Source organism: Streptomyces sp. NPDC058457 (assembly GCF_042720695.1).
GTDB lineage: Bacteria > Actinomycetota > Actinomycetes > Streptomycetales > Streptomycetaceae > Streptomyces.
Genome location: NZ_JBHXLU010000067.1, coordinates 1 through 25213 on the forward strand (window position 1 = coordinate 1; position 25213 = coordinate 25213).

15 protein-coding genes, 1 tRNA gene and 1 riboswitch are annotated in these 25213 nt (G+C 72.7%); of the genes, 7 read left to right on the forward strand and 9 right to left on the reverse strand.

The window, feature by feature from the left end:
- Positions 1-386: 386 nt before the first annotated feature.
- Positions 387-935, reverse strand: a complete 549-nt coding sequence (locus tag ACFWPS_RS37700) for a MarR family winged helix-turn-helix transcriptional regulator (RefSeq protein ID WP_383713966.1) — start codon at positions 933-935, stop codon at positions 387-389.
- 140 nt (positions 936-1075) lie between these two features.
- On the opposite strand from ACFWPS_RS37700, the gene ACFWPS_RS37705 reads away from it, so the two are divergent.
- Positions 1076-2350 carry an MFS transporter gene (locus tag ACFWPS_RS37705; protein WP_383714109.1) on the forward strand — a complete coding sequence of 425 codons (1275 nt, stop codon included), beginning with the start codon at positions 1076-1078 and terminating at the stop codon, positions 2348-2350.
- Positions 2351-2578: 228 nt separating this feature from the next.
- On the opposite strand, the gene ACFWPS_RS37710 is transcribed toward ACFWPS_RS37705, so the two are convergent.
- Together ACFWPS_RS37710 and ACFWPS_RS37715 are read right to left on the reverse strand one after the other, a co-directional pair.
- Complete coding sequence (locus ACFWPS_RS37710; protein ID WP_383713967.1) at positions 2579-4225, reverse strand: SpoIIE family protein phosphatase; 1647 nt, start codon at positions 4223-4225, stop codon at positions 2579-2581.
- A 192-nt stretch (positions 4226-4417) separates the two neighbouring features.
- Complete coding sequence (locus ACFWPS_RS37715; protein WP_383713970.1) at positions 4418-5797, reverse strand: NAD(P)/FAD-dependent oxidoreductase; 1380 nt, start codon at positions 5795-5797, stop codon at positions 4418-4420.
- A 403-nt stretch (positions 5798-6200) separates the two neighbouring features.
- On the opposite strand from ACFWPS_RS37715, the gene ACFWPS_RS37720 reads away from it, so the two are divergent.
- Positions 6201-6986, forward strand: a complete 786-nt coding sequence (locus ACFWPS_RS37720; protein WP_383713972.1) for a TetR/AcrR family transcriptional regulator — start codon at positions 6201-6203, stop codon at positions 6984-6986.
- Between the two features lie 330 nt (positions 6987-7316).
- Positions 7317-9215: a sigma-70 family RNA polymerase sigma factor gene (locus tag ACFWPS_RS37725; RefSeq protein ID WP_383713975.1), complete on the forward strand. Its 1899-nt coding sequence runs from the start codon at positions 7317-7319 to the stop codon at positions 9213-9215.
- 16 nt (positions 9216-9231) lie between these two features.
- Here the strand turns inward: ACFWPS_RS37725 and ACFWPS_RS37730 are convergent, their stop codons facing one another.
- Positions 9232-12513: a BTAD domain-containing putative transcriptional regulator gene (locus ACFWPS_RS37730; RefSeq protein ID WP_383713978.1), complete on the reverse strand. Its 3282-nt coding sequence runs from the start codon at positions 12511-12513 to the stop codon at positions 9232-9234.
- 430 nt (positions 12514-12943) lie between these two features.
- Positions 12944-15022: an asparagine synthase-related protein gene (locus ACFWPS_RS37735; protein ID WP_383713981.1), complete on the reverse strand. Its 2079-nt coding sequence runs from the start codon at positions 15020-15022 to the stop codon at positions 12944-12946.
- 736 nt (positions 15023-15758) lie between these two features.
- Between ACFWPS_RS37735 and ACFWPS_RS37740 the strand changes: the two genes are divergently transcribed.
- The 4 genes from ACFWPS_RS37740 (at position 15759) to ACFWPS_RS37755 (ending at position 20919) form a co-directional block, all read left to right on the forward strand.
- The gene (locus ACFWPS_RS37740) at positions 15759-17183 is read left to right on the forward strand and encodes an MFS transporter (RefSeq protein ID WP_383713983.1); all 1425 of its coding nucleotides are present in this window, start codon (positions 15759-15761) and stop codon (positions 17181-17183) included.
- A gap of 200 nt (positions 17184-17383) precedes the next feature.
- Positions 17384-18604: an L-2-hydroxyglutarate oxidase gene (gene lhgO, locus ACFWPS_RS37745; RefSeq protein ID WP_383714112.1), complete on the forward strand. Its 1221-nt coding sequence runs from the start codon at positions 17384-17386 to the stop codon at positions 18602-18604.
- Positions 18605-18647: 43 nt separating this feature from the next.
- The gene (gene trmB, locus ACFWPS_RS37750) at positions 18648-19529 is read left to right on the forward strand and encodes a tRNA (guanosine(46)-N7)-methyltransferase TrmB (protein WP_383713986.1); all 882 of its coding nucleotides are present in this window, start codon (positions 18648-18650) and stop codon (positions 19527-19529) included.
- A 121-nt stretch (positions 19530-19650) separates the two neighbouring features.
- On the forward strand, positions 19651-20919 hold the full coding sequence (locus ACFWPS_RS37755; protein ID WP_383714114.1) for a PrsW family intramembrane metalloprotease: 1269 nt from the start codon (positions 19651-19653) through the stop codon (positions 20917-20919).
- Between the two features lie 122 nt (positions 20920-21041).
- Here ACFWPS_RS37755 and ACFWPS_RS37760 read toward each other — a convergent pair whose 3' ends face one another.
- The 4 genes from ACFWPS_RS37760 to ACFWPS_RS37775 all read right to left on the reverse strand — a co-directional run bounded on the left by ACFWPS_RS37760 (position 21042) and on the right by ACFWPS_RS37775 (position 25138).
- A complete protein-coding gene (locus ACFWPS_RS37760) occupies positions 21042-22004 on the reverse strand; it encodes an aldo/keto reductase (RefSeq protein ID WP_383713989.1) in 963 nt (320 codons plus the stop codon).
- Between the two features lie 204 nt (positions 22005-22208).
- Complete coding sequence (locus ACFWPS_RS37765) at positions 22209-23252, reverse strand: M23 family metallopeptidase (RefSeq protein WP_383713992.1); 1044 nt, start codon at positions 23250-23252, stop codon at positions 22209-22211.
- 7 nt (positions 23253-23259) lie between these two features.
- Positions 23260-23420, reverse strand: a riboswitch (cyclic di-AMP (ydaO/yuaA leader).
- Between the two features lie 297 nt (positions 23421-23717).
- On the reverse strand, positions 23718-24836 hold the full coding sequence (locus tag ACFWPS_RS37770; RefSeq protein WP_383713995.1) for a PP2C family protein-serine/threonine phosphatase: 1119 nt from the start codon (positions 24834-24836) through the stop codon (positions 23718-23720).
- A 228-nt stretch (positions 24837-25064) separates the two neighbouring features.
- A tRNA-Met gene (locus ACFWPS_RS37775) sits at positions 25065-25138 on the reverse strand.
- Between the last annotated feature and the right edge of the window lie 75 nt (positions 25139-25213).

A 25213-nucleotide genomic window follows, 5' to 3' on the forward strand; every position in this document is an offset into this window, starting at 1 on the left:
AGGTTCTCGCTCTCGCGTTTCCCTTTCCGGCGGTTCCGACTCTATCAGATCCTTTCGGCGTCTGATTCCCAGTCAGCGGGAGTTGTCTTCCCGGCTGTTGGGCCGTTCCGACGTCCCAAACCTTAGCGGATCCGCTCCGCGATTCCCAATCGGGCCTTGCGGTCCGATCGGGCACCACTGAGACTCCAAATCGAATTGAATTCGGGCACGCCGAAATCAACCCGGTCGGGAGATCGTGCTGGTGGTTTGGGTTGCCGCTCATGCGGCGGAGGTGCTGTCGCAGAACCGTTACGGCTCCGTGGCAACCCGAAGAACATTACGGGGCGGGGATGGGAGTGTCAACCCTCCCCTGTCAAGATTTTTTCCGAGGCCCACGCGCCCCGGCATCAGTCCAGGTCGGTGAGCCGGCCGCCGGCGTCGGGCTGGGCGTGCTCGACCCGCCGCAGCAGCCTGGTGAGGACCTCACCGAGCACCGCACGCTCCGCCGGGGAGAGGTCCTGGAGCAGATCCTCCTCGAAGACGGAGGCGAGGCGCATGGCCTCCAGCCACTTCTCGCGCCCCTCTGGGGTCAGCTCGACGATCACCCGGACGCGGTTGGACTCGTCCCTCTCCCGGGTGACGAGCCCCTCGGCGACCATCCGGTCGATGCGGTGGGTCATCGCGGCGGGGGTGAGGCCGAGACGCTTGGCCAGCTCGCTTGGGCCCATGCGGTAGGGGATCCCGGAGAGGACGAGGGCCTTGAGGACCTCCCACTCCGCGCTGCTGATGCCGAGGGCGCCGGTCTGGCGGCCGTAGGCGACGTTCATGCGGCGGTTGAGCCGGGAGAGCGCCGAGACGATCTTCTCGACCTGGGGGTCGAGGTCCTGGAACTCGCGCTGGTAGGCGGCGATCTGTTCGTCGAGTGTCGGCTCGCCGGCGCCGGGGGTGTCGGCCATGGGCCGAAGTATCGCACGGGCACGCTTGGCGTTGAAGTCCTTCACGATGTAGTCTTTAGCTTCGAACTTTAGCTTCAAAGTCTTGAGACTTCAGTAGTCCGTGACTTGACGACCTGAGAGAGGTGAACGTGACCAGGGCGATGGGCGCAGCGATGCGCCGGATCCACGTGGGCAACGCACTCAGCGCGTTCGGGCTCGGTTTCACCGTCCCCTACCTGTACGTCTATGTGGCGCAGGTGCGGGGGCTCGGTGCCATGACGGCGGGGTTCGTGCTCGCCGTCTTTGCCGTGGCCGCGCTGATCGTGCTGCCGTTCGCCGGCCGGGCGATCGTGCGGCGCGGCCCACGGCCGGTCCTTCTCACCGCCCTGGTGACGGCCGCGATCGGTGCGCTGAGCCTGGGGCTGGCGGGGAACGGCCCGGCCGTGCTGGCCGCGGCTGCGCTGCTGGGGGCCGGGCAGGCCGTGATGCAGCCGGCGCTGGCGACGATGATCGTGGACTGCTCGACGGCGGAGACCCGGTCCCGGGCCTTCGCGACGCAGTTCTTCCTGCAGAACCTGGGTCTGGGCGTCGGTGGCCTCATAGGCGGCCACCTCGTCGACACCACCCGGGTCTCCTCCTTCACTCTCCTCTTCGCGATCGAGGCGGCGATGTTCCTGCTGCTGGCCGTCGTGATGTCGACGGTGCGGATGCCGCACTCGCCGCGGATCGGGGACGCGCCGGCCTCGTCGTCGGCGAAGGGCAGCTGGAAGCAGCTGCTCGGGAACCGGGCGATGGTGCAACTGTCCGTGCTGGGCTTCGTGCTGTTCTTCGCCTGCTACGGACAGTTCGAGTCCGGGCTGAGCGCGTACGGCGTGGAGGCCGCGGGGATATCGACGTCCGCGCTCGGCACGGCGCTGGCCGCGAACACGCTGATGATCGTGGTCGCCCAGTTCGCCGTGCTCAAGTTCGTCGAGCGTCGGCGGCGGTCCCGGGTGATCGCGGGTGTCGGGCTGATCTGGGCCATCGCTTGGGTCGTGGCGGGATACGCGGGGCTGGGGCACGGCAGCCAGGAGATGGCGGCGGCCGCGTTCGTGTCGACGTACGCGCTGTTCGGGCTCGGTGAGGCGATGCTGTCGCCGACGGTGGCTCCGCTGGTGGCCGACCTTGCGCCGGCGGGGATGGCCGGGCAGTACAACTCGGCGTTCGCGCTGGTCAAGCAGCTGGCGCTGGCGGTGGGGCCGGCAGTGGGCGGGCCGATGGGGGCCTCGCTGCATGCGCCGTACATCGTGACGTTCCTGCTGTTCTCGCTGGGGATCAGCGTGCTGGCGGTACGGCTGGGCAAGCGGCTGACTGACGTCCAGGACCGGCCTTGGCTCGCCGCGAGGAGCAGGGTCGTGGCTCGGGGCGGGGCGACTTCGGAGTCCGTGTCCGCGTAGTGGGTGGCGGGGGTGGGGCGCTTACCGGCGCTGGCCGGGTGCCTCCCCCAGCGCCCACCCGCGCCGCCCTGCGGCACGCCTGCCCGCAGCTATGCAGGACACTGCGCTGCAGCGCCCCGTAAGGGGCGCTGGGGGTACCCCCGGCCGAAGGCTGGGGGAGGAACTGCGCGACCAGCCCCCACCGGCCCGCAGCCGAATCACCAGGGCCGCACCCCTCCTGCACTCTCCCTACCCCTTCGGCAGTACGAACTCGCACCACACCGCCTTCCCGCCCCCGGGCGTCCTTCTCGACCCCCATCCCGAAGCGATCGTCGCCACGATGGCGATCCCCCTGCCCGACTCGTCGCCCGGTTCCGCGCGGCGGCGCCTCGGCAGGTGGTCGTCGCCGTCCGTCACCTCGATGATCAGTCGGCGGTCGGTGCGGCGAAGCCGCAGCCGCATGGGCGGGGTGCCGTGCTGGAGGGAGTTGGCGACCAGCTCGCTCGTGGCGAGGACGCCCAGGTCGTGGAGATCGGCCGGGAAGCGCCAGCTGGTCAGCACGCCGGAGGCGAACGCACGGGCGCGTGGCGCCGCCTCGACGCCGCCGAGGAGTTCCAGGGCGGCGTTGCGGAACAGGTCGCTGTCCGGGCCCGTACGGGCCGGATGCTGGAGGACCAGGACGGCGACATCGTCGTCGTGGTCGGCCGTGACGCCGGCCGAGCGGACCAGTCGGTCGCAGACGACCTGGGGGGTGCCGGTGGCTCCCGCCAGAGCGCGCTCCAGTGCCTCGATGCCCTCGTCCAGGTCCTTGTCCCGGCGTTCGACCAGACCGTCCGTGTAGAGGACGGCCGTCGAGCCGGGGCCCAGCGGTACCGAGCCTGACGTGTGGACCCAGCCGCCGGTGCCGAGCGGCGGTCCGGTCGGCTCGTCGGTGCGCAGCACGCTGCCGTGCTCGTCGCGGACCAGGATCGGGAGGTGGCCGGCGGAGGCGTACACCAGCCGGCCCTCGTTGGGGTCGTGGACCGCGTAGACGCAGGTGGCGATCTGGTTGGGGTCGATCTCGGTGGCGAGGCCGTCGAGGAGCTGGAGGACCTCGTGCGGGGGGAGGTCCAGGCGGGCGTAGGCGCGGACCGCCGTACGGAGCTGGCCCATGACCGCCGCCGCGCGGACGCCCCGGCCCATCACGTCGCCGATGACGAGTGCGGTGCGGCCGCCGCCGAGGGTGATGACGTCGTACCAGTCACCGCCGACCGCGGCCTCGGTGCCGCCGGGCTGGTAGGTCGCGGCGATCCGCAGGTCGTCCGGCTGCTCCAGCTCCTGCGGGAGCAGCGAGCGCTGCAGGGTCACCGCGGTCTCGCGCTGGCGGCGTTCGCTGGCGCGCAGCCGCTCCGCCGCCTCGGCGTGGTCGGTGACGTCGGTGGCGAAGAGGAGGACGCCACCGTCGCGGTCGCCGTTCTCGGCGACCGGGGTGCAGGTGAACGTGTAGGTGCGGCCGTCGAGTGCCTTGCGGGACTTGAGCGTGCGGGGCTTGCCGCTGCGCAGGACCTGGTCGAGGAGGGGGAGGAGGCCCAGTTCGGCGAGTTCGGGCAGTGCCTCGCGGGCGGGGGCGCCCGGGGGGCGTACGCCGAAGGCGGTCGTATAGGCGTCGTTGACGTACGCGATGTGGTGGTCGGGGCCGTGGACGAGGGCGACCAGGGCCGGGACGTGGTCGAGGACGCCACGGGCGGGCAGTTCGTCGACCGCGGGCACACAGGGCGGGTTGTCGGTCAGTTGTTCGGCGCGGGCCGCGGGCACGGAGCCTTCCCCCCGTCGGTCCGCGGGGACCGCGTGCTCGGTCCGCGCTGCGGCGCGGCGCTGCGTTCCGGGGAGCCGGGCGCTCCAGCGCGTGAAGTTCACGAAACCTTGCCTCGTGTCGTCGTCTCCGGCCGGCTCGGGGAGCGGCCGGGGGCCGGGGGAAGTCCCCCGGTGCAGTTCTGGGGAGAAGCTGGGAAGAAGCCTTGTGCTCGGTCGGAGGGCAGTCTGGCAGGGTGGCCGTCGGCGACGACATCCGTCAGACGCCGGGGCGGGCCGTGGAGTTCCTGAGTTCCGTCAGGACGACCCGTTCGAGTCGTCAGAGGGACTGTGAGGAGGCTTTCCACCGGCCGCGAGTTCGAACTCCGCTCGGGGATGTTCGAGTGATCCGAGCGAGACGATCTCCCGTTTGAAGAGCCCCGAGAGGGTCCATTCGGCGAGGACACGGGCCTTGCGGTTGAAGGTGGGCACCCTGCTCAGGTGGTAGACGCGGTGCATGAACCAGGCAGGGTAGCCCTTCAGCCTGCGCCCGTAGACCTGGGCGACGCCCTTGTGGAAGCCGAGGGAGGCGACCGAGCCGACGTACTTGTGGGCGTAGGTGTCGAGGGGTTCGCTGCGCAGTGCGTGGGCGATGTTGTCGCCGAGGACCCTGGCCTGGCGGACCGCGTGCTGGGCGTTGGGGGCGGTCTCGGTGCCGGGTTCGGCGGCGGTGACGTCGGGGACGGCGGCGGCGTCGCCCGCGGCCCATGCGTGGTCGACGCCGTCGATCGTCAGTTCGGCGGTGCATTTCAGCCGCCCGCGCGGGGTGCGCGGCAGGTCGGTGGCGGCGAGCAGGGGGTGCGGTTTGACGCCGGCCGTCCACACGAGGGTGCGGGTCGGGAAGCGCTGGCCGTCGCTGAGGGCGGCGACGCGGTCGACGCAGGACTCCAGGCGGGTGTCGAGCAGCACCTGGATGTTACGGCGGCGCAGTTCGGTGACGGTGTAGCGGCCCAGCTCGGGGCCGACCTCGGGGAGGATCCGGTCGGTGGCCTCGACGAGGATCCATTTCATGTCCTCGGGCTGGACGTTGTGGTAATACCGCGAGGTGTAGCGGGCCATGTCCTCCAGTTCACCGAGGGCCTCCACGCCCGCGTAGCCGCCGCCGACGAAGACGAAGGTGAGGGCCGCGTCGCGGATCGCGGGGTCGCGGGTGGAGGAGGCGATGTCCATCTGCTCGATGACGTGGTTGCGCAGGCCGATGGCCTCCTCGACGGTCTTGAAGCCGATGCCGTGCTCGGCGAGACCGGGGATGGGCAGCGTGCGTGCGATCGAGCCGGGGGCGAGGACCAGTTCGTCGTACTCCAGGAAAGTGGCGCCTTTTCGCTCCTCGGCGGTGGCGAGGGTGGCGACTTCGGCGGTGCGCTTGGCGTGTTCGATGGACGTCACCTCGCCGATGACCACATGGCATCGGTCCAGAACGCGCCGCAGGGGTACGACGACATGACGAGGGGAAATCGAACCCGCGGCCGCTTCGGGAAGGAACGGCTGGTACGTCATGTAGGGATCGGGGGTGACGACAGTGATGTCGACCTCACCCTCCCTGAGCTCCCGCTTCAACCTCCGTTGCAGCCTCAGGGCCGTGTACATCCCGACGTAGCCGCCGCCGACAACGAGAATGCGCGCACGTTCCTTCACCATCCCATGACGCACCCGTGACTGTTGTTTGTCCACAGCCCCGGCAATTTGTGTGACCGGACGGCGACTGTGCAGTGCGCCGGGCACGCGCCCAGGGCCGGACGAAAGGGGCCAGGTCAGCGGGGGCGGGCAGGGGGGCGCGAAGGCACCGAATCGGGAGGTAAACGACCCGTACTCCGATCGGGGGGCGCACCGTGCGGAACGTCCCCCTTCTGAATTGACAGCCTCTCAACTATGTTCGTGTGTCGACGGGGTGTAGGGGATGTGGTCGGACGGTCCGCGACGGGCGGTCCACCCGGCCCGGGGTCCATGGATCGGTCATGGGTCGGTCGCATTTCCGCTCGCTCCGGCCATCAGTGACGGGGAGAGTCTCCGGGGGGAGACGTCGTTAACCGGGGGAATACAAATGCACATTCAGGACACACATTGGGCATCGGCCTCCGCTCTGGCGGCCGGTGGCGGAACGGTGAGCGCGACGGCGGGCAACGGACGCGGTGACGGGCCGCGTACGACGCCGTTGCGGGTGGACGCACAGCGCAATCTGGAGCACGTGCTGCGTGCGGCGCGCGAGGTCTTCGGCGAGCTGGGGTACGGCGCGCCGATGGAGGACGTGGCGCGGCGGGCGCGGGTCGGGGTCGGCACCGTGTACCGGCGCTTCCCGAGCAAGGACGTGCTGGTACGGCGGATAGCCGAGGAGGAGACCTCCCGGCTGACCGACCAGGCGCGGGCCGCGCTCGGGCAGGAGGACGAGCCGTGGTCGGCGCTGTCGCGCTTCCTGCGGACGTCGGTGGCGTCGGGGGCCGGGCGGCTGCTGCCGCCGCAGGTGCTTCGGGTCGGGGTGCCGGAGGAGGTCGGCGGCAGTGCCGTGGCCGGCTCCGGGACCGAGGAGGCTCGGGTGCCGCAGCAGCGGATGCAGCCGGGGGCCGGGGAGTTGCGGCTGGTGCCGGAGGAGCGGGAGCCGGTGGCCGACGCCGCCGACGACGACGCGGGCGCGGCCGCGCTGCTCGACGTCGTGGGGCGGCTGGTGGAACGGGCGCGGGCGGCGGGTGAGTTGCGGCCGGACGTCTCGGTTTCCGACGTGCTGCTGGTGATCGCCACGGCGGCACCGTCCCTGCCGGATGCTGCGCAGCAGGCGGCGGCTTCGTCCCGGTTGTTGGACATCTTGCTGGAGGGGTTGCGGTCCCGGCAGTGACGGTGGCTTGCGGTGTGCGCGGGAGCGCGGCAGCGTGTGCCGGGCCATGACCGTGGGCGGGTGCGGGTTGACTGTGGCTGGTCGCGCAGTTCCCCGCGCCCCTTACGGGGCGCTGCAGTCCCCGGCGTTTTCCCTTACGGGGCGCTGCAGACCCCGGCGTTTTCCCTTACGGGGCGTTGCGGTCCCGGTGTTTTCCCTTACGGGGCGCTGTGGTCCCGGTGTTTCCTCTTCCGGGTGACCGTCTCGTCGCTCGGGGGCCTGGGCAAAAGACGGTGTGGCAGTCTGAGCCGGTGATTCGGTCGGTTGGGCAGGCATCGGGGGCGTTCCGCGATGAGCGTTGACGGGTGGGACGAGTCCGTCGGTGAGGGGACGGCCTCGCCGCAGGTGCCCAGCCAGGGCGGTCGGGCCGGGGTGCCGCCGGCCGGCGAACCGCCGGAGGGGAACGTTCCGGCACAGCGTGACGGCAGTGTGCTGCCGCCGCCCCGGGAGCTGCCGCACCCCGACAGCCAGTTGATCGAGCGGATGCGGGCCGGCGACGACTCGGCGTACGAGGAGCTGTACCGGCGGCACGCGGACGCGGTACGGCGCTATGCGCGGACCTGTTGCCGGGACGGGCACACCGCCGACGACCTGACCGCCGAGGTGTTCGCCCGCATGCTGCAGGCGGTGCGCGGCGGGTCGGGGCCCGAGTACGCCGTGCGCGCCTACCTGCTCACCTCGGTACGGCGGGTCGCCGCGCAGTGGATCAAGTCGGCCCGGCGGGAGCAACTCGTCGACGACTTCGCGCTGTTCGCGGCGCAGGCCTCGCACGGTACCGAGGTGTCCGACGCCACTGCATCCATCGGCTCCTTCGGAGCGGGCCTCGACCTCGGCGCGGATGTGCGCGCCATGCACGAGGCCGAACAGTCGATGGCGATGCAGGCCTTCCGTTCGCTGCCGGAGCGCTGGCAGGCCGTGCTGTGGCACACCGAGATCGAGGACGAGTCGCCGAGCGAGGTGGCCACCCTCTTCGGGCTGGACGCCAACGGCACGCGGGTCCTCGCCAGCCGGGCCCGTGAGGGCCTCAAGCAGGCCTACCTCCAGGCCCATGTGAGCGCCTCCCTCATCGACGACGAGGAGTGCGCCCGCTACGCCGACCAGCTAGGCGGCTACGCCCGCCGCAAGCTGCGGGTCCGCGCCGAGCGGGGGCTGCGCAAGCACCTGGAGGAGTGCGCCAGGTGCCGGCTGGCCGCCGCCCAGATCGAAGAGGTCGCGAGCGGTATCCCGGCCGTCGTACCGGTCGCGGTCATCGGCTGGTTCGGGGCCGCCGGGTACGCCAAGGCACTCGGGATCGTCGCCGGGGGCGCCGGGGTGGGGGCCGCGGGCGCGGCCGCCGCGGCGAGCGGTTCGTCCGGCGGGGCGGGCGGCGGGGCCGGGGGTGCCGCCGCCTCGGAGGGGCTCGCGGGGCCGGTGAAGGCCGGTATCGCCGCCGGAGTGGTCGCGGCGGCCATCGCCGTGGTGGCCCTCGCCCTGACGAACGACAGCCACCCGGTCAAGGAGGCCGTGAAACCCACCCCGTCCGCGCCGGCCGTGCAGCCCGGGGCACCGACTCCCACCCCGACGAAGAAGAAACCGGAACCCGAGCCGGTCGTCCTCGCCCCCGAACCCACCCCGACACCCACCCCGACACCCACTCCGACGCCGACCCCGAGCCCCAGGCCCGCCCCGAGTCCGAGGCCGACCCCCACCCCGTCACCCACGCCGGCCCCGAGACCGACCCCCACCCCCACTCCGACGCCCACTCCGCCGCCCGCCCCGGTCGTCTACCAGTGGAGCGAGCTCCGCTTCGACGTCACCGGCGACGGCACCCGGCCCGAGATGCGGCTCGGCGAGAGCAGCTGGGTGTGGCAGCGGTACGGCGTGACGGTCGCCGGCAAGGAGTACGCGCACGGTGTCACCGTGCACGGCCGGTCCTCCGTCACCATCGACCTCAACCGGCAGTGCACCGCCTACGACGCGATGGCCGGCGTCGACGACATGACCCTCGGCCTCGGCAAGGTCACCTTCGCCGTCTACGCGGACGGGGTGCGGCTGTGGCGGTCCGGGGTGGTCGAGGGCGGGCAGGCCGCCGTACCCGTCCACGTGGACCTCACCGGGCACCGGACCGTGCGTCTGGTGGTCGAGCCGCAGACCGCCTTCGACACGGTGGCGCTCGCCGACTGGGCCGAGTCGAAGTTCACCTGCCGGTAGCGGTCGGTGCGCTGGCTCAGGTGCCGGTGGCGGCGGTCGGTGTGCTGCTCAGTTCGCGCAGGGCGTCCTCCTCGGTGAGGGAGGCGCCGCGCTTGCGCTCGGCCGCGTAGCACTGCGGGCTCAGCGTCGCGCGGGCGGCCGCGTCGACCTCCTCGGCGCGGGTGCGCTCCGGCTGGGGGCGGACGCTCCCGGCGCGCCAGTGGTCGGCGGCGGCGTACAGCCGTACCGCACCCGTCAGATCGCCGAGCCGGGCCAGCATGTCGGCGCCGACGTCCACCAGCGCCGCCGTGATCACCTCGGCGCACCGGTACTCCACCGCCTCGCTCAGCCCCCGGGCCACGACCGGCAGCGCCCGCGCGGGGCCGTGCTCCATGGCCGTGAGCATTGCCTCGACCGCGCGGATCGCGGCCCCGAACTGCGGGGGCGCGGAGCCGGCCGCCGTGGCGTCCCGGGCGGTCTCGTAGCACTCGCGCGCCCGGGCCAGGTCCCCGTCGTCATGGGCCAGGATCGCCCGCAGCAGCGCCACGTACGCCTTCGACTCCGCCACCCCGTACCGGTCGGAGGCCTCGCCCGCCCGGTCGAGGGTGACCTGGGCACCCGCCCGGTCGCCGGAGCGGAAGGCGATCTCGGCGAGCCGGGCGAGCAGGAACGGCGTCTCCGCGTACGCGCCGACCTCGTGGGCCAGCCGCAGCGCCTCCCGGTACTCGCTCTCCGCCGCCGCGAACCGGCCGCGCGCCATGTCCGCCTCGCCGGCCGCACTGCACACCTGCGCGCCCATCCAGCGGTCCCCGACCCGCCTGCTGAGGACGCGGAGCTCGGCCAGGTCCTCGTCGACGCCCCGCAGGTTTCCGGGTGAGTCGACCAGGATGTGGGTGCGGTACATCAGGGTGACGCCGACCTCCCAGTCGCCGCCGTACTCCCGGCAGTTGGCGACCACGGCGGCCATGTCCGGGGCGATGTCCACGGCGGGACCGCCCAGGGTCCACGCGGTGAGCGGCCAGATGAGACCCGGCAGCCGGGCGGCCCGGGGACCGCCCGGCTCGAACGCGGCCCTGATGAGCGCGACGTACCGCGGAGTCCGCTCGTCCGTCACCAGGTCCGGCTGGCCGGACTCGGACGCCAGGAACAGGTCGAGCAGTCTGAGGTCCATGCGCAGTTCGTACAGCGGATGCCCGGCCTCGGTGCCGGGGGCGGCCAGGAGTGCGCCCACGAAGTCCGCAGCGTCGGCGAGCGCACGCAGCTCGTCCGGGCCTGCGCCCTCGGGCAGGGCGTCCCGGGCGACGCCCAGGCGCAGTACCGCGCGCACCGAGGCCATCGCCTCCTGGCGGTAGTTGCGCAGCCACCAGAACCAGCCGACGGCGAGGACGATCCGGCCCGCCTGTACTTCGTCGCCCGCACGGACCGCACGGTCGAGGGCGGCCCGGATGTTGTCGAGGTCGGTCTCCAGGCGGCGGATCCAGGGGAGCTGCTCCCCGGAGCGCAGTCTCGGCTCCGCCTCCTCCACGAGCGCGCGCACCCACGCGCCGTGCCGCCGCTCGGCCGCCGCGCGCAGCCCGGGGACCTCCGCGGCGCGCTCGACGGCGTACTCGTGGATGGTCTCCAGCATGCGATAGCGCATGCCACCGGTGCCGTCCGGGGTGGCGACGATCAGGGACTTGTCGACGAGCGCGCCGACGAGGTCGGTGGCCGGTCCGGTGCACACGGCCTCCGCCGCCGTGAGGTCCCAGCCGCCGGCGAAGACGGACGCCTCGCGGAGCATCGTCCGCTCCCGTTCGTCGAGCAGGTCCCAGGACCAGTCGACGACCGCACGCAGGGTCTGCTGGCGGGGCAGGACCGTGCGGCTGCCGGAGGTGAGCAGGCGGAAGCGGTCGTCGAGCCGGTCGGCGATCTGCCGGGGCGTGAGCAGCCGCAGCCGGGCCGCCGCGAGCTCGATCGCAAGGGGCAGTCCGTCCAGGCGGCGGCAGATCTCGTCGACCGCCGCCGCGTCGCCCGGCACGGCGGCGGTGCCGGGCCGGACAGTGGCGGCGCGCTCCTCGAAGAGGCGGTGGGCCTGCTCGGGGGCGAGGGGCTCGACCGGGCGCACCGACTCACCTGGGACGCCCAGGGGTTCACGGCTGGTGGCGAGGACCGTGAGCCCCGGACAGTGGGTGAGCAGGGTCTCGGCGAGGACGGCCGCTGCTTCGATGACATGTTCGCAGTTGTCAAGGATCAGGAGTTGGCTGCGCGGGGCGCAGTACTCGACGAGCAGGGCCGTGGGGTCCTTCTGCACGGTCGCCAGCTCGTTGGTCATGAGCACGGTCTCGCGCAGGCCGAGCGCGCTCACCACCGCGCCCGGCACCGCCTGCGGCCGGTCGAGCGGGGCGAGCTCGACGAGCCATGCCTGCGGGAGCCCGGCGGCGGCCTCCTCGGCGAGACGGGTCTTTCCGGAGCCGCCCGGTCCGGTGAGGGTGACGAGACGGGCCCTGTGCAATTCGGAACGAACGGCTTCGAGTTCGGGTTCCCGGCCCACGAAAGAGGTAAGACGTGGACGGAGGTTGCCGGTGCGGGGCGGAGGCGCGCCGAGGGGGCTGTGTTCCTGGGTGAGCAACGACGCGTGCAGCGCCTGGAGTTCCGGGCCGGGGTCGGTGCCGAGGCCGTCGGCGAGGGTGCGGCGGGTGGTCTCGTACGCGGCGAGGGCGTCGGCCGGGCGGCCGGTGTCGCGCAGGGCGCGGATGAGCAGGGTGTGCAGCGGCTCGTCGTACGGGTGGGCCGTGGTGAGCTCGGTCAGCTCCGGTAGGGCGTCGACGGCACGGCCGAGGCGGAGGGCGGCGTCGGCGCGGACGCGGGTGGCTTCCAGCCGGAGCGCCTCGGGGCGGGCGGCGGCCGCGGTGCGGTCGGGGAGGTCGGCGAGGGCCGGGCCGCGCCACAGGGCGAGGGCCGTGCTGAGGAGACGGTGGGCTGCCGCCGGGTCGCCGATGGTCAGGGCTCGGGTGCCTTCGCGTACCTGCCGCTCGAAGACGTGCAGGTCGATGTCGTCCTCGGTCGCCGCCAGGCGGTAGCCGCCGGGGCCGGACGCGATGCTGTCCTTGCCGAGGCTGCGGCGGAGCCGGCCGACGAGCGCCTGGAGGGCGGCCGGGGCGTCCTGGGGCGGCTCGTCGTCCGTCGCCCAGATCTCCTCGATGAGGGTTTCGGGGGTGAGGGTGCGGGTGGGGTGGAGGGCGAGGACGGTGAGCAGGGCGCGGAGGCGGGGGCCGCCGACGGGTATGGGGGTGCCCTGGTCGTCGACGGCTTGGGCCACGCCCAGGATTCGGTACCGCACCGGGTCATTGTCGCCGGGGGCGGAGGAAGGGTCACGGAGTTTCGGCGCCGGGGGTTGCGGGTTGCCGGGGGCGGAGGAAGGGTCACGGAGTTTCGGCGCCGGGGGTTGCGGGTTGCCCCGGGTGGGGGCGGGGGCACGGCATTTCAGCGCGGGGAGTCGAAGGGTGCCCGGGGTGGGGGCCGGGGCGGGGGGTGTCGCTTACCGGCGCTTGCAGGGTGCCTCCCCCAGCCTTCGGCCGGGGGGACCCCCAGTGCCCACCCGTGCCGCCCCAGCGGCACGACTGCCCGCAGTTGAGTTTTTAGGTCTTTAGGGGCGCGGGGAACTGCGCGAGCAACCCCCACCGGCCCGCGGACGAAACACAGGGGCCGCAACCCTGATGCGGGGGCCTGGGGGCGGCAGCCCCCGGATTACGGCGACCCCCTCGCGAACCTCACGCCCCCGACGCCAACGCACCCCTCATCGGCGTCACCCCCGCAGGGACCGCACGCGCGCGTGCCGGCGTCCCCGTCCAGCACGTGCCCCGGCGGGACAGCAGTCGGCGGAGCCACAGCTCCAGGGAGACCAGGTCGGCCAGCCCGTCCAGCGGCAACGGCTCGCCCGCGGCCGCCGCGCGGAGCGCCTTGCGGACCACCCGCGCCTCCACCAGGCCCGCCTGCGCCAGCAGCGGCGTCGCGAAGAGGGAGATCAGGTCGTCGGCCGCGACGCGCAGCCCCGTGCGGGTGGCGGCCGCCGAGGAGGCGTGGGAGGGGGCGCCCCAGCCCGGCGGGAGGTCGGCGACGCCGGCGCCCTCCAGGACCGTGCGGAGGATCGCGGCGCGGGCGCCCGGCTGGACGCGCAGCGCTTCGGGGAGGTCGCGGCAGGCGCGGACCACCTGGTTGTCGAGGAAGGGCGTGTGGAGGCGCTGGGAGCGGATCTCGGCCGCCTGTTCCAGGACGCGGATGTCGGCCGCGTGGCGGGCCAGCACCGCACGCGCGCGGTAGTCTCCGGGGCGCTGCCCGGGGCCGACGCCGGAGCGGTTCGCCGCACCCTGGAGCAGAACCGATACTTCAGCGAGGGCCTCGCCGGTCAGCCAGCGCGCCGCCGGGCCCGGTCTCGCCCAGGTGAGCGCCGCGAGGGACGCACCCACCGCGCCGCCGGGGTCGTCGAACCGGCGCCGCAGCAGGCGCTCGGCGAGGGACTCGACGCCCGCGCGGTACGGCGTACGCGCGAGTCGGCGCGCCGCGCTGTACACGCGCGCCGGGACCATCACCGAGCCGTCGGCCTTGGCGAGCGCGGCGACCGGGCGGACGAGGTGGCGGCGCTTGCGGTCCATCAGCAGGTCGGCGAGGCGCGCGGGGTGTGCGTCGAGGACCTGGCGGGCGCCGTAGCCGGTGAAGTGGTCGGCGCTGCCGGCGGCGAGCCGGGCACGGTGCCGGGCCGCGAAGATCAGGGACGGGCCCGGTTCGTCGGTCAGGGGGCCGTCGAGGTCGGCGTACGGCAGCATCTCCTCGCCGCCGGTGACCACCACGTGGTGCAGGCGCGGGTTGGCGGCGAGGGTTCCCGCGCGCTGGAGTTCGGCCTCGCGGCCGCCCACGGCCAGGTCGTTGAAGGTGACGGCGAGGAGGCGCTCGCCGGCGCCGGTGCCGTGGCCGAGGACCGTGCCGGGCATGCCGGGCAGGCCCGCGGCGAGCAGTGCGAGCGTCCCCGACGCCGGGCCGCCGGAGAGGTCGGCGCCGATGCCCGGGACCGGCATCCCGCGCGCCGCGCGACGCTCGGCGGGGCCCATGCCGGGTACCGGACCGGGGTCGATGTCCGGGACGTGCCGGGGTGCCGACAGCCGCGCGCGTACCGCCTCTACGAGTGCGTCCCGTACGGCGTCCACCGCGCGGTCGGGGTCGGCGGAGGGTGCCGCGACCGCGAGCGAGGCGACGTGCTCGTACCCGGCGACCTCGCGCGCCCCGGTGCGCAGGATCAGCGCATGCCCCGGCGGAATGCGCCGCACGCCCTCGTACGGGGTCGAGTCGTGCACCGCGGCCGGTACGTCGGGGGCGGCGAGGAGGGCCGCGAGGTGGCCGTAGTCGAGGTTGGCCTCGATGAGGTCGGCGAGCGGGAGCGCGGCCGTGGCGTAGGCCGTACCGCCTGCCCAGGGGCTGTAGAAGACCGGGCGGGCGCCCGCGAGGTCGCCGCAGACGGTGACCCGGCGGCCGACCTGGACGACGGCGGTGTAGCTGCCGGGCCAGGCGGTCAGATGCCGGAGTGCGCCCCCGCGCGCCGTGAAGAGGCCGAGGCGCAGCTCCTCGTCGGTGGCGCCGCAGGTGCCGAGGACGGCGATGCGGTTCTGCGCGTCGGCCTTGATGACGCGCACCTCGTCGGGGCGCCAGTCGCCGACCGCCCAGAGCGGGTCGGGGTCGCCCCACAGGAGCTGGGAGCCGACGGGGTGGACGGTCTCGCCGTCGTAGCCCATGGCGCCGGCGGAGCCGAGCGTGGCGGCACCGGAGGCGGTGCTGCTCCATCCCACCAACCACCGCATCGACGCCTCCACAGGCTGTGGACAAACATGCACGGTACGAACCGGGTCCCCATGCTGCCATGAAGGACGCGCTCCGGAGGGGCGGTGGGGCCGCCTTTGATCCCTGGAAGATTTCACGGAGTTGCCGCAGGACCGGCCACGCGCGCGTGCTGTGGAAGAGTCTCGGCGGGAGCCAACCGCCTTACGACAGCGGGCGACTGCGACGCGAATGCGCCCCCGTACGCTCCCCCAAAACGCCCTTCGCGCCCTCAATTCCCGTGGTAGGAGCGTTGATCACCCGCAAAAGGTGGGGTCGATTTTCGGCCAAATCGCCGATGACCACACGGGCTTGCGCACGCTCCGTACACGCTTTGCGCACCGCACGCGCGTGTGCCCGAACGCGCACAGTCCGGGAGGCGGGCATCGCCTCCCGGACCGGTCCGCCACCCGCGGGGATGAAGGTGGCGGTGTCCCCCAGCCCACTGGATCCAGTACAGCGGGCCGACCCACGCACTAGCCATGGAACCGCTCCCCCGTTGGCCGGAGAAGAGCGCACGGGCGGGCGCACGGCCACACGGCGGGGGCACGCCGCGACAGGTCGTGCACGGTGCGTATACGGGCCGCACTCGCGTACGGACCACAATCCCGCCATCCGGAACAATGCCTCTTAACGCTTGGGATGCGGCGAACTACGCTGGGTTTACGAATGCCGCGTGGTTATGCCAGCGCGGCAGCCGTCTGTGTCGAGGGGTGGCGCATGTCCAGGGAGCAACGCGGGCCGAACGAAAAACTCGGCGCCGTTCTCGCCCTCGCGGGAATCAGCAACGCAGGACTCGCGCGACGCGTCAACGATCTTGGCGCTCAACGCGGGTTGACTCTTCGCTACGACAAGACGTCGGTGGCGCGCTGGGTGTCGAAGGGAATGGTGCCGCAGGGCGCCGCCCCGCACCTCATCGCTGCCGCGATCGGCCAGAAGCTCGGCCGCCCTGTGCCGCTCCACGAGATCGGCCTGGCGGACGCGGATCCCGCCCCCGAAGTGGGCCTCGCCTTCCCCAGGGACGTCGGCCAGGCGGTGCGGTCGGCGACGGAGCTGTACCGCCTCGACCTCGCCGGCCGCCGGGCCGGTTCCGGCGGCATCTGGCAGTCGCTGGCCGGATCGTTCGCGGTAAGCGCATACGCAACGCCCGCCTCGCGTTGGCTGATAACCCCCGCCGACAGTTCGGTCGCGCGCGAGGCGAACGCCGTGGACGGTGCGGGCGCACCGCTCAAAGTCGGCCACAGCGACGTGCAGAAGCTGCGGGAGGCCGCCGAGGACGCCAGGCGCTGGGACTCCAAGTACGGCGGCGGCGACTGGCGGTCGTCGATGGTGCCGGAGTGTCTACGCGTGGAGGCGGCGCCGCTGCTGCTCGGCGCGTACTCCGACGAGGTCGGGCGGGCGCTGTTCGGGGCGAGTGCCGAACTGACGCGCCTTGCCGGGTGGATGGCCTTCGACACCGGGCAGCAGGAGGCCGCGCAGCGGTACTACATCCAGGCGCTGCGGCTCGCCCGCGCGGCGGCCGACGTGCCGCTCGGCGGGTACGTCCTGGCATCGATGTCGTTGCAGGCGACGTACCGGGGCTTCGGCGACGAGGGCGTCGACCTCGCGCAGGCCGCGGTGGAGCGGAACCGGGGGCTGGCGACCGCGCGGACCATGAGCTTCTTCCGGCTGGTCGAGGCGCGGGCACACGCGCGGGCGGGTGACGCACAGGCCGCGGGGGCCGCGCTGAAGGGCGCGGAGGGGTGGCTGGAGCGGGCGCGCGAGGGGGACAACGATCCCTCCTGGCTCGGTTTCTACGGCTACGACCGGTTCGCCGCGGACGCGGCCGAGTGCTACCGGGACCTGAAGGCACCGCGGCAGGTGCGGCGCTTCACGGAGCAGGCCCTTTCCAAGCCGACGGAGGAGTTCGTGCGGTCGCACGGGCTGCGGCTGGTCGTCTCGGCCGTCGCCGAACTGGAGTCGGGCAACCTCGACGCGGCGTGCGAGCAGGGGGTGCGGGCCGTGGAGGTGGCCGGGCGGATCTCGTCGGCGCGGACGACGGAGTACGTGAAGGATCTGCTGCACCGGCTGGAGCCGTACGGGGACGAGCCGAGGGTGGTGGAGCTGCGGGAGCGGGCCCGGCCGTTGCTGATGGCGCCGGCGTGAGGGGCGCCCAGTCGTCTGCGACCTGAGGACACCGGGCGGGTGCGGGTGCGTGGGGGCTGGTCGCGCGGTTCCCCGCGCCCCTTTGGGGCGCGTGTCCGAAGCCGCTTGTCGAATACGGCCCCGTGCCCTGAAGGGGCGCGCCGCGGTCCCGTGCGTTTGAAGTGGCTGTCAGTGGCGCAGTGCACTATCGAGCGTGGGAGGTGGTGCAGGTGCGGGCCGGGATTGCTTACGACTGTGATGTGCTCGTCGTCGGGGGTGGCATCGTCGGGCTGTCCACCGCGTACGCGATCACCCGTGCCGCGCCCGGGATCCGGGTCACCGTGCTGGAGAAGGAGGCCGGGCCGGCCAGGCACCAGACGGGCCGGAACAGCGGGGTCATCCACAGCGGGATCTACTACCGGCCCGGGTCGCTGAAGGCGCAGTACGCCGCCAAGGGTGCCGCGGAGATGGTCAAGTTCTGCGCGGAGTACGGCATCGCGCACGCCGTCACCGGCAAGCTGATCGTCGCCACCGAGCGGGCCGAGCTGCCCCGGCTGCACGCCCTGGTGCAGCGCGGCCGGGAGAACGGCATACCGGTGCGGGAGCTCGGGGCCGCGCAGATCGGGGAGTACGAGCCCGAGGTGCGGGGGCTCGCCGCCATACACGTCGGGACGACCGGGGTGTGCGACTTCGTGGGGGTCGCCCGGCAGCTCGGGGAGGCCTCGGGGGCGGAGATCCGGTACGGCGCCCGGGTGGTCCGCGTGGACCGGCGGCCGGAGCGGGGCGTGGCCGTGCTCACCTCGCGCGGGGACGTCGTACGCGCGCGCGTGCTGGTCAACTGCGCGGGGCTGTACTGCGACGAGGTCGCGCGGCTGACCGGGGACGAGCCGGGGATGCGGATCGTGCCGTTCCGCGGGGAGTACTACGAGCTGGCCCGCCCTGAGCTGGTGCGGGGGCTGGTGTATCCGGTGCCGGACCCGGCGTTCCCGTTCCTCGGGGTGCATCTCACGCGCGGGATCGACGGAGGCGTGCACATCGGGCCCAACGCGGTGCCGGCGCTGGCCCGGGAGGGGTACGGGTGGGGCGTCGTACGGCCGCGGGAGGTCGCCGGGACGCTGGCCTGGCCCGGGTCCTGGGCGCTGGCGCGGCGGCACTGGCGGTACGGGGGCGGGGAGCTGCTCCGGTCGGTGTCGAAGAAGGCGTTCACGACGGCCGTACGACGGCTGCTGCCCGCCGCCGAGGAGGGAGACCTGGTGCGGACGGCCGCGGGGGTGCGGGCGCAGGCCGTGCTGCGGGACGGGACGCTCGTCGACGACTTCCTGATCAAGGAGGCGCCGCGCGCGGTCCACGTGCTGAACGCGCCCTCGCCCGCGGCGACCGCCTCGCTGCCGATCGGGCGGGAAGTGGCGCGGCGGGCGCTGGAGACGCTGGGCTCGGTGTGACACCCCGCAGGCCGTCCCGTGGGGGCCGTAAAATCGACCCACTGTGTCTGACTCCCACAATGCCCCCGAAGCCCCCCAGCCCGCCGAGCACGCCCCCGGTGAGCACCCCCACCACGCCCCCGGGGTGTCCGTCCGGCACACCCGGGCCAAGGGGGAGCCGCGGTTCCCGGACGGGCCCAGGGCCGATCCCGCCGGGTCGCACTTCGAGCGGCGGATCCGCAGCTTCCAGCCGCGCCGCAGCCGGGTCACCGCCGGACAGGCCGACGCGCTGCAGCGGCTGTGGCCCAAGTGGGGCCTGGACATCGACGGGCAGCGGGTCATCGACCTCGGCGAGCTGTTCGGAAACGGCAACCCGGTGGTGCTGGAGATCGGGTTCGGGATGGGCGAGGCGACCGCGCAGATGGCCGCCGAGGACCCGGGCGTCGACATCCTCGCCGTCGACGTGCACACGCCGGGACAGGGGAACCTGCTCAACCTCGCCGACCAGAACGGGCTGTCCAACGTCCGCGTCGGGAACGGCGACGCGATCATCCTGCTCCGGGAGATGCTGGCACCGGACTCGCTGGACGGACTGCGCGTGTACTTCCCGGACCCCTGGCCGAAGAAGCGGCACCACAAGCGGCGGCTGATCCAGGCCGAGTTCCTCGATCTCGCCGCGACCCGGCTGCGGCCCGGGGCGATCGTGCACTGCGCGACCGACTGGGAGCCGTACGCCGAGCAGATGCTCGAAGTGCTCGACGCGCACCCGGAGTTCGAGAACACGCAGGCCGACGGCGGTTTCGCGCCACGTCCGGCGCACCGGCCGCTGACCCGTTTCGAGGGCCAGGGACTGGACAAGGGACATGTGGTGAACGATCTGCTCTTCCGTCGCGTACAGCACCGGGTGCCGCAGAGCGAGCAGCACCGTCAGGAGTCACCTCGTTAGGGTCGATGCCGTGGCCACCTCCCCGCCGCCGTACTCGCCGTACCCGCAGCATCCGTCGTATCCGCCAAATCCGTCACATCCGTCACATCCGTCGTACCCACCGGACCCGGCCGACGACGGTCTGCGGCATCCCCGCTGGTGGCAGCGGCGCTGGGTGCGGTACGGGGCGCTGGGCACGCTGCTCGCCCTCTCCGGCCTGGTGATCCTCGCGCTGGTGCGGGAGCAGACGGGGACGGAGGGCTTTCTCGTCGGGCTCGGGCTCGCCGTCCTGCCCGTGCCGCTGCTCATAGGCGCGTTCCGATGGCTCGACCGGGTGCAGCCCGGCCCCTGGCGGAACCTGCTGTTCGCCTTCGCCTGGGGCGCCTGCGCGGCCGCGCTGATAGCCATCGTCGCCAACAGCTTCGCGACCAGATGGATAGCGACGGCGACCGCGGATCCGAGCAGCGCGGACCGGCTCGGGGCGACCGTGATAGCGCCGGTCGTCGAGGAGTCGGCGAAGGCGGCGGCCGTGCTCCTCGTCTTCCTCTTCCGCAGACGGGACTTCACCGGGATCGTCGACGGGGTGGTGATAGCCGGGGTCACCGCCACCGGGTTCGCGTTCACCGAGAACATCCTCTACCTCGGTACGGCCTTCGGGACCGACCAGCTGACCGGTGACAGCGGGATCGCCTCCGTCACCGCCGCGACGTTCTTCGTGCGCATCGTGATGTCCCCGTTCGCACACCCGCTCTTCACCGTCCTCACCGGCATCGGTTTCGGCATCGCCGCGCTCTCCGGGGAACGGCAGCGGGCGCGGCGGGTGCTGGTGCCGCTCGCCGGACTGCTGCTCGCGATGAGCATGCACGCGTTCTGGAACGGGTCCTCGACGTTCGGGCAGTACGGGTTCTTCGCCGTGTACGGCATGTTCATGGTGCCGTCGTTCGGGCTGCTGGCCTGGCTGGCGATCTGGACCCGGCAGCGGGAGCTGCGGACCGTGCGGGAGGAGTTGCCGGCATACGTCTACGCGGGGTGGCTGGGGACGGCCGAGCCGTTCGTGCTCGGGTCGATGCGGGCGCGGCAGATGGCCCGGGAGTACGCCGCGTACCACTTCGGGAAGGCGGCGGGGAGGGCGGTCGCCGAGTACGAGGGGTACGCGACGACGCTCGCGCTGCTGCGGCGCCGGGGGCAGCGCGGGCGGGCGGGAGCCGACTTCGTGGTGCGGGAGCGGGAGCTGCTGACCGAGCTGTGGAGCCGTCGGGAGCTGGTGCGGCCGGCCCTGGAGTACGCGGCACGGACGGCTGCGCCGGGCGGGTGGCCGGGGTACGGCGGCTACGCACCGCCGGCCTACGGGACGCCGGGGTGGTACGGGGCGGCGGTGCCGTACCCGGCCTACAACCCGTACCGGAGTTAGTGCTTCGGGTTGCGGAGGATTCGGCACCGCCGGGATGCGCCACGGGGGCTGAGCGCCGTTGCGGCGGAGAAGAAAAGGGAATGCGAGTCCCGGAAGAGGAGAAGGAAGGGGGACCGAAGCGGTCAGGCGGAAGCCGTCGTCAGCCTTGTCAGTTCCTCGTCCGTCAGGTTCAGGTCCGCCACGCCCAGCAGTGCCGGGAGCTGTTCCACCGTGCGGGCCGAGGCGATCGGGGCCGCGACGGTGGGCTGGGCTGCCAGCCAGGCCAGGGCGACCGTGGGGATGGGGGCGGAGTGGGTCTCGGCGATCTCGTCGAGGGCGGTGAGGACCTTCTGGCCGCGGTCCGACTCCAGGTACTGGGCGGCCCGGCCCGCTCGCGCGCTGTCGACCGTCGTACCGGGGCGGTACTTGCCGGTGAGGAAGCCGGCGGCCAGGGCGAAGTAGGGGACGGCCGCGAGGCCGGTGCGGGAGGCCAGGTCCTGGAGGGGGCCCTCGTAGGTGTCGCGGGAGACCAGGTTGTAGTGGGGCTGGAGGGCGACGTACCGGGCGAGGCCCTCGCGGTCGGAGAAGTCCAGGGACTCCTGCAGCCGCTCCGGCGTGATGTTCGACGCGGCGATGTGCCGGACCTTGCCGGCCCGCACCAGCTCGTCCAGCGCGCCGATGATCTCCTCGACCGGGACCTCGGGCTTGTCGAAGTGCGTGTAGTAGAGGTCGATGCGGTCGGTGCCGAGGCGGCGCAGGGACGCGTCGGCGGCGGCCTTGATGTTGGCGGCGGACAGGCCGAGGTACTCGGGGTGCTGGCTGACCTTCGTCGCGATGACGACGTCGTCGCGGTTGCCGCGCGCCTTGACCCACTTGCCGATGATCGTCTCGGACTCGCCGCCCTTGTTGCCCTCGATCCACGCCGTGTACGAGTCGGCGGTGTCGACGAAGTTGCCGCCCGCGGCGGCGTAGGCGTCCAGGACGGCGAAGGAGGCGGCCTCGTCGGCGGTCCAGCCGAAGACGTTGCCGCCGAGGGCGAGCGGGAAGACCTCCAGGTCGGAGGCGCCGAGCTTACGGAGGGCGGGGGAAGCGGAAGAAGCACTCATGCCTCACTTCAACACGCGTCACCGGGCGCCCCATCTCGGCGCAACACGAAGTTCTTGTAAAGGCGCACGGTACGAGGCTCACCGCCTGCACGAGGCTCACCGCCCGCCCGAGGCTCACCGCCTCCCCTGGGCGCGGCACGCCGAAGGCCCTGACGCCGGGGGGTTGCCGTCAGGGCCGCCGGGGACCGGCCGGTGGGGTCCGGGTCAGGGGTTGAGGCCCTTGCCGCGCAGCCAGGTCATCGGGTCGATGGCGGTGGCCTGGCCGTTCGGGTGGACCTCCAGGTGGAGGTGCGGGCCGGTGACGTTGCCGGTGGCGCCCACGCGGCCGATGACGTCGCCCGTGGAGACCTTCTGGCCGACCTTCACGCCGATCGAGGACTGGTGGCAGAACCACAGCTCGGTGCCGTCGTCGAGGGTGATGATCGTGCGGTAGCCGTAGGAGCCGGCCCAGCCCGCCTCGGTGACCGTGCCACTGTGCACGGCCTTGATCAGCGTGCCGGTGGGCGCGGCGAAGTCGAGGCCGGTGTGGTAGCCGGAGGACCACATGGAGCCGGCCTGGCCGAAGGTACCGGTGATCGTGTACGAGACGACGGGCAGCGTGTACTGCTTGGCCAGCTCGGCGAGCCGGGCCTGCTCGGCCTTCTGCTTCGCGGAGGCCTCGGCCTTCTCCTTGGCGTCGGCGGCCTTGGCGGCGGCCGCCTTCTCCGCCTTGGCCTCGGCGTCGGCGACCGCCTTGTCGGCGGCGGCGACCGCCTTGGCACTGGCCTTGGTGTCGAGCTGGTTCTGCTGCTGCGCGGCCTGGGCGATGATCCGGCTGCGCAGCGCCTCACCGGCGTCGGAGGAGGACGCGGAGGAGTCCCCGTCGGTGGCGGTCGTCGTGGTGACGCTGCTGAGCGCGGTCTGGGTGGCCTGGTGGCCGGTGCCCTCGCCGAGCAGGGAGCCGACGGAGGACGGCAGGTCGGGCAGGGAGATGGAGACCGGCGGCTTGCCGGTGTTGGCGCTGGCCATGCCGCCCGCGCCGACGGCGGCGATCACGCCGACGCCGAGAACCGTGGAGCTGCGGGCGAGCCCGCCGCCGCGCTGCTTGGCGACCCGGTGCCGGCCGCGCTCCGAGGCCAGGGACTCCTCGGTGGGGTTCCACTCCTCCCAGGGGCCCTCGTCGGTGCGGTAGCTGCCGTAGCCGAAGGTGTCGGGTTGACGCTGGCTGGGCACGAACGGGGCTGTCGGAGCAGGCCGGTTGGACGCCACGCGGGCGTACTCCTTTCCTTCCGTCGCCTACCGGGTTAGCTGACGGGTTCGGAGCGGGAAGGTCTCCTACGCGCGTATACCGGCCGTTTCCTACCCGGCGGTAGCCGTGCGATTCACCCCAAGGTGGTGGTTCCCCGGTTCCCTTGCGGGATTCGGCGCGTGCGCACGGAGCCGTCGCGGGTGACGGCTGGGACGACCGCGCTGCGTTATCGAACGTTAATAGACCCAGCTATGAGATTCCAAGCCGTTCGTCTTGATCATTAAGCTTTCAAAGCTTGGACTTACCTGCCACGATCGGTCAAAAACGGTCGAGTTGGCAGTGCTCGCTGCTCAGCTCAGGAGTCACACAGGTTTTGATGGTGACTCAGTTGTGATGCGGAGGGCGGCCGTCCGAACACGATGTGTGACACAGCACTGGGCAGGCGCACACGGCCGACGCACACGGCCGACGCACAGAGCAGGCGCTCAGGGCCGCCGCACCGCGAGCAGCGCCATGTCGTCCGTCATGCCGCCACCAGTGTGCCGGCGCACCTCGGCCGCGAGCCGGGCCAGCAGCGCGCCGGGGGCGGTGACGGTACGACCGGACAGCCGTCGCTCGGGGTCGTAGAACCGGCCGTGCGCGTCCCGGGCCTCGGAGAGGCCGTCGGTGTGCAGCAGCAGCGTGGCCCCGCTCGGGAACACGTGCTCGGCCGCCCGGTCGGGCCACGCCCCCAGCTCGCCCATCCCGAGCGGCAGCGCGGACTCCGGCGCCCGCACCGGGCACACCTCGCCGTCGCCGTGCAGCAGCAGGGGCGGCGGATGACCGCGGTTGACGACCCGGAGCGTGCCGTCGCCGTGCGGGAGTTCGGCGAGTACGGCGGTGGTGAACCCCTCGTGGGCGTCGATGCCGCCACGCCGGACGCCCTCACGCGCCAGCGCCCGCTCCAGCCGCGCGGCCACCGCCTCCAGCGTGGCCTCCTGCTCGGCGGCCTCCCGGAACGCGCCGATCACCACGGCGACGGCGGCGACCGCGCCCATGCCCTTGCCGCGCACGTCGCCGACGACCAGCCGCACGCCGTACGGCGTGTCCTGGACGGCGTACAGGTCACCGCCGATGAAGGTGCCCTCCTGGGCCGCCTCGTAGCGGGCGGCGATCTCGAAGCCGCCGATCCGCTCGGCGGGCTCGGGCAGGACGGCCCGCTGGGCGGCCTCGGCGACCTCTCGGGCGGAGGCGAGGCGCTGGTCGCCGATGCGGACGATCCGGTTGATGCCGGCGGCGAGGACGGCGACGGTGACCACGGTGACGACTTCGGTCACGGCGTCGGCATCCGGGAGGACGGCGAACCGCGCGTGCACGGCGTAGGTGGCGAGGAGCGCGGCCAGACCCGTGAGGACGGTGGTGCGCAGGGAGGACAGGGGCGCGGCGATCAGCGGGGCCGCCGTGAAGAAGGGGACCGCGGTGAAGGGCTGGGGGGTGAGGACGTCGTAGCAGACGCCCGCGCCGATCAGCAGCGCGGGCAGGTAGCGGGCGAGGGTGGGGGCGGATGCCTGGCCGTGCTGCTCCGCCTCTGCACGGCTCGCCACACGACCCCCCTGATGTCCCATGTGTCCGACGTGTGCGACGTCTCCGGTGCGCTCGACGTGTTCGACGCGCTTGACGTGTTCGACGCGTCCGATGTCTTCGATGCCTGTCCGTCCAGGTTTGCCGCTGCGAGCGGGTGGGGCGAATGGTGTGGGCCGGGCGGATGAGTTTGGACGTGTGTGATGAGGAACACGTGCCTGGGTATGACTCAGGGCCGGAATCCTCGATTGGATTCCGGCCCTGAGTTTCAGTAGCGGGGACAGGATTTGAACCTGCGACCTCTGGGTTATGAGCCCAGCGAGCTACCGAGCTGCTCCACCCCGCGTCGGTGACACCAGCATACGCCATCCGAAGAGGGGAAGTCACACGGGTTGAGACGCACGGGGGCGGCGGAGCCTTC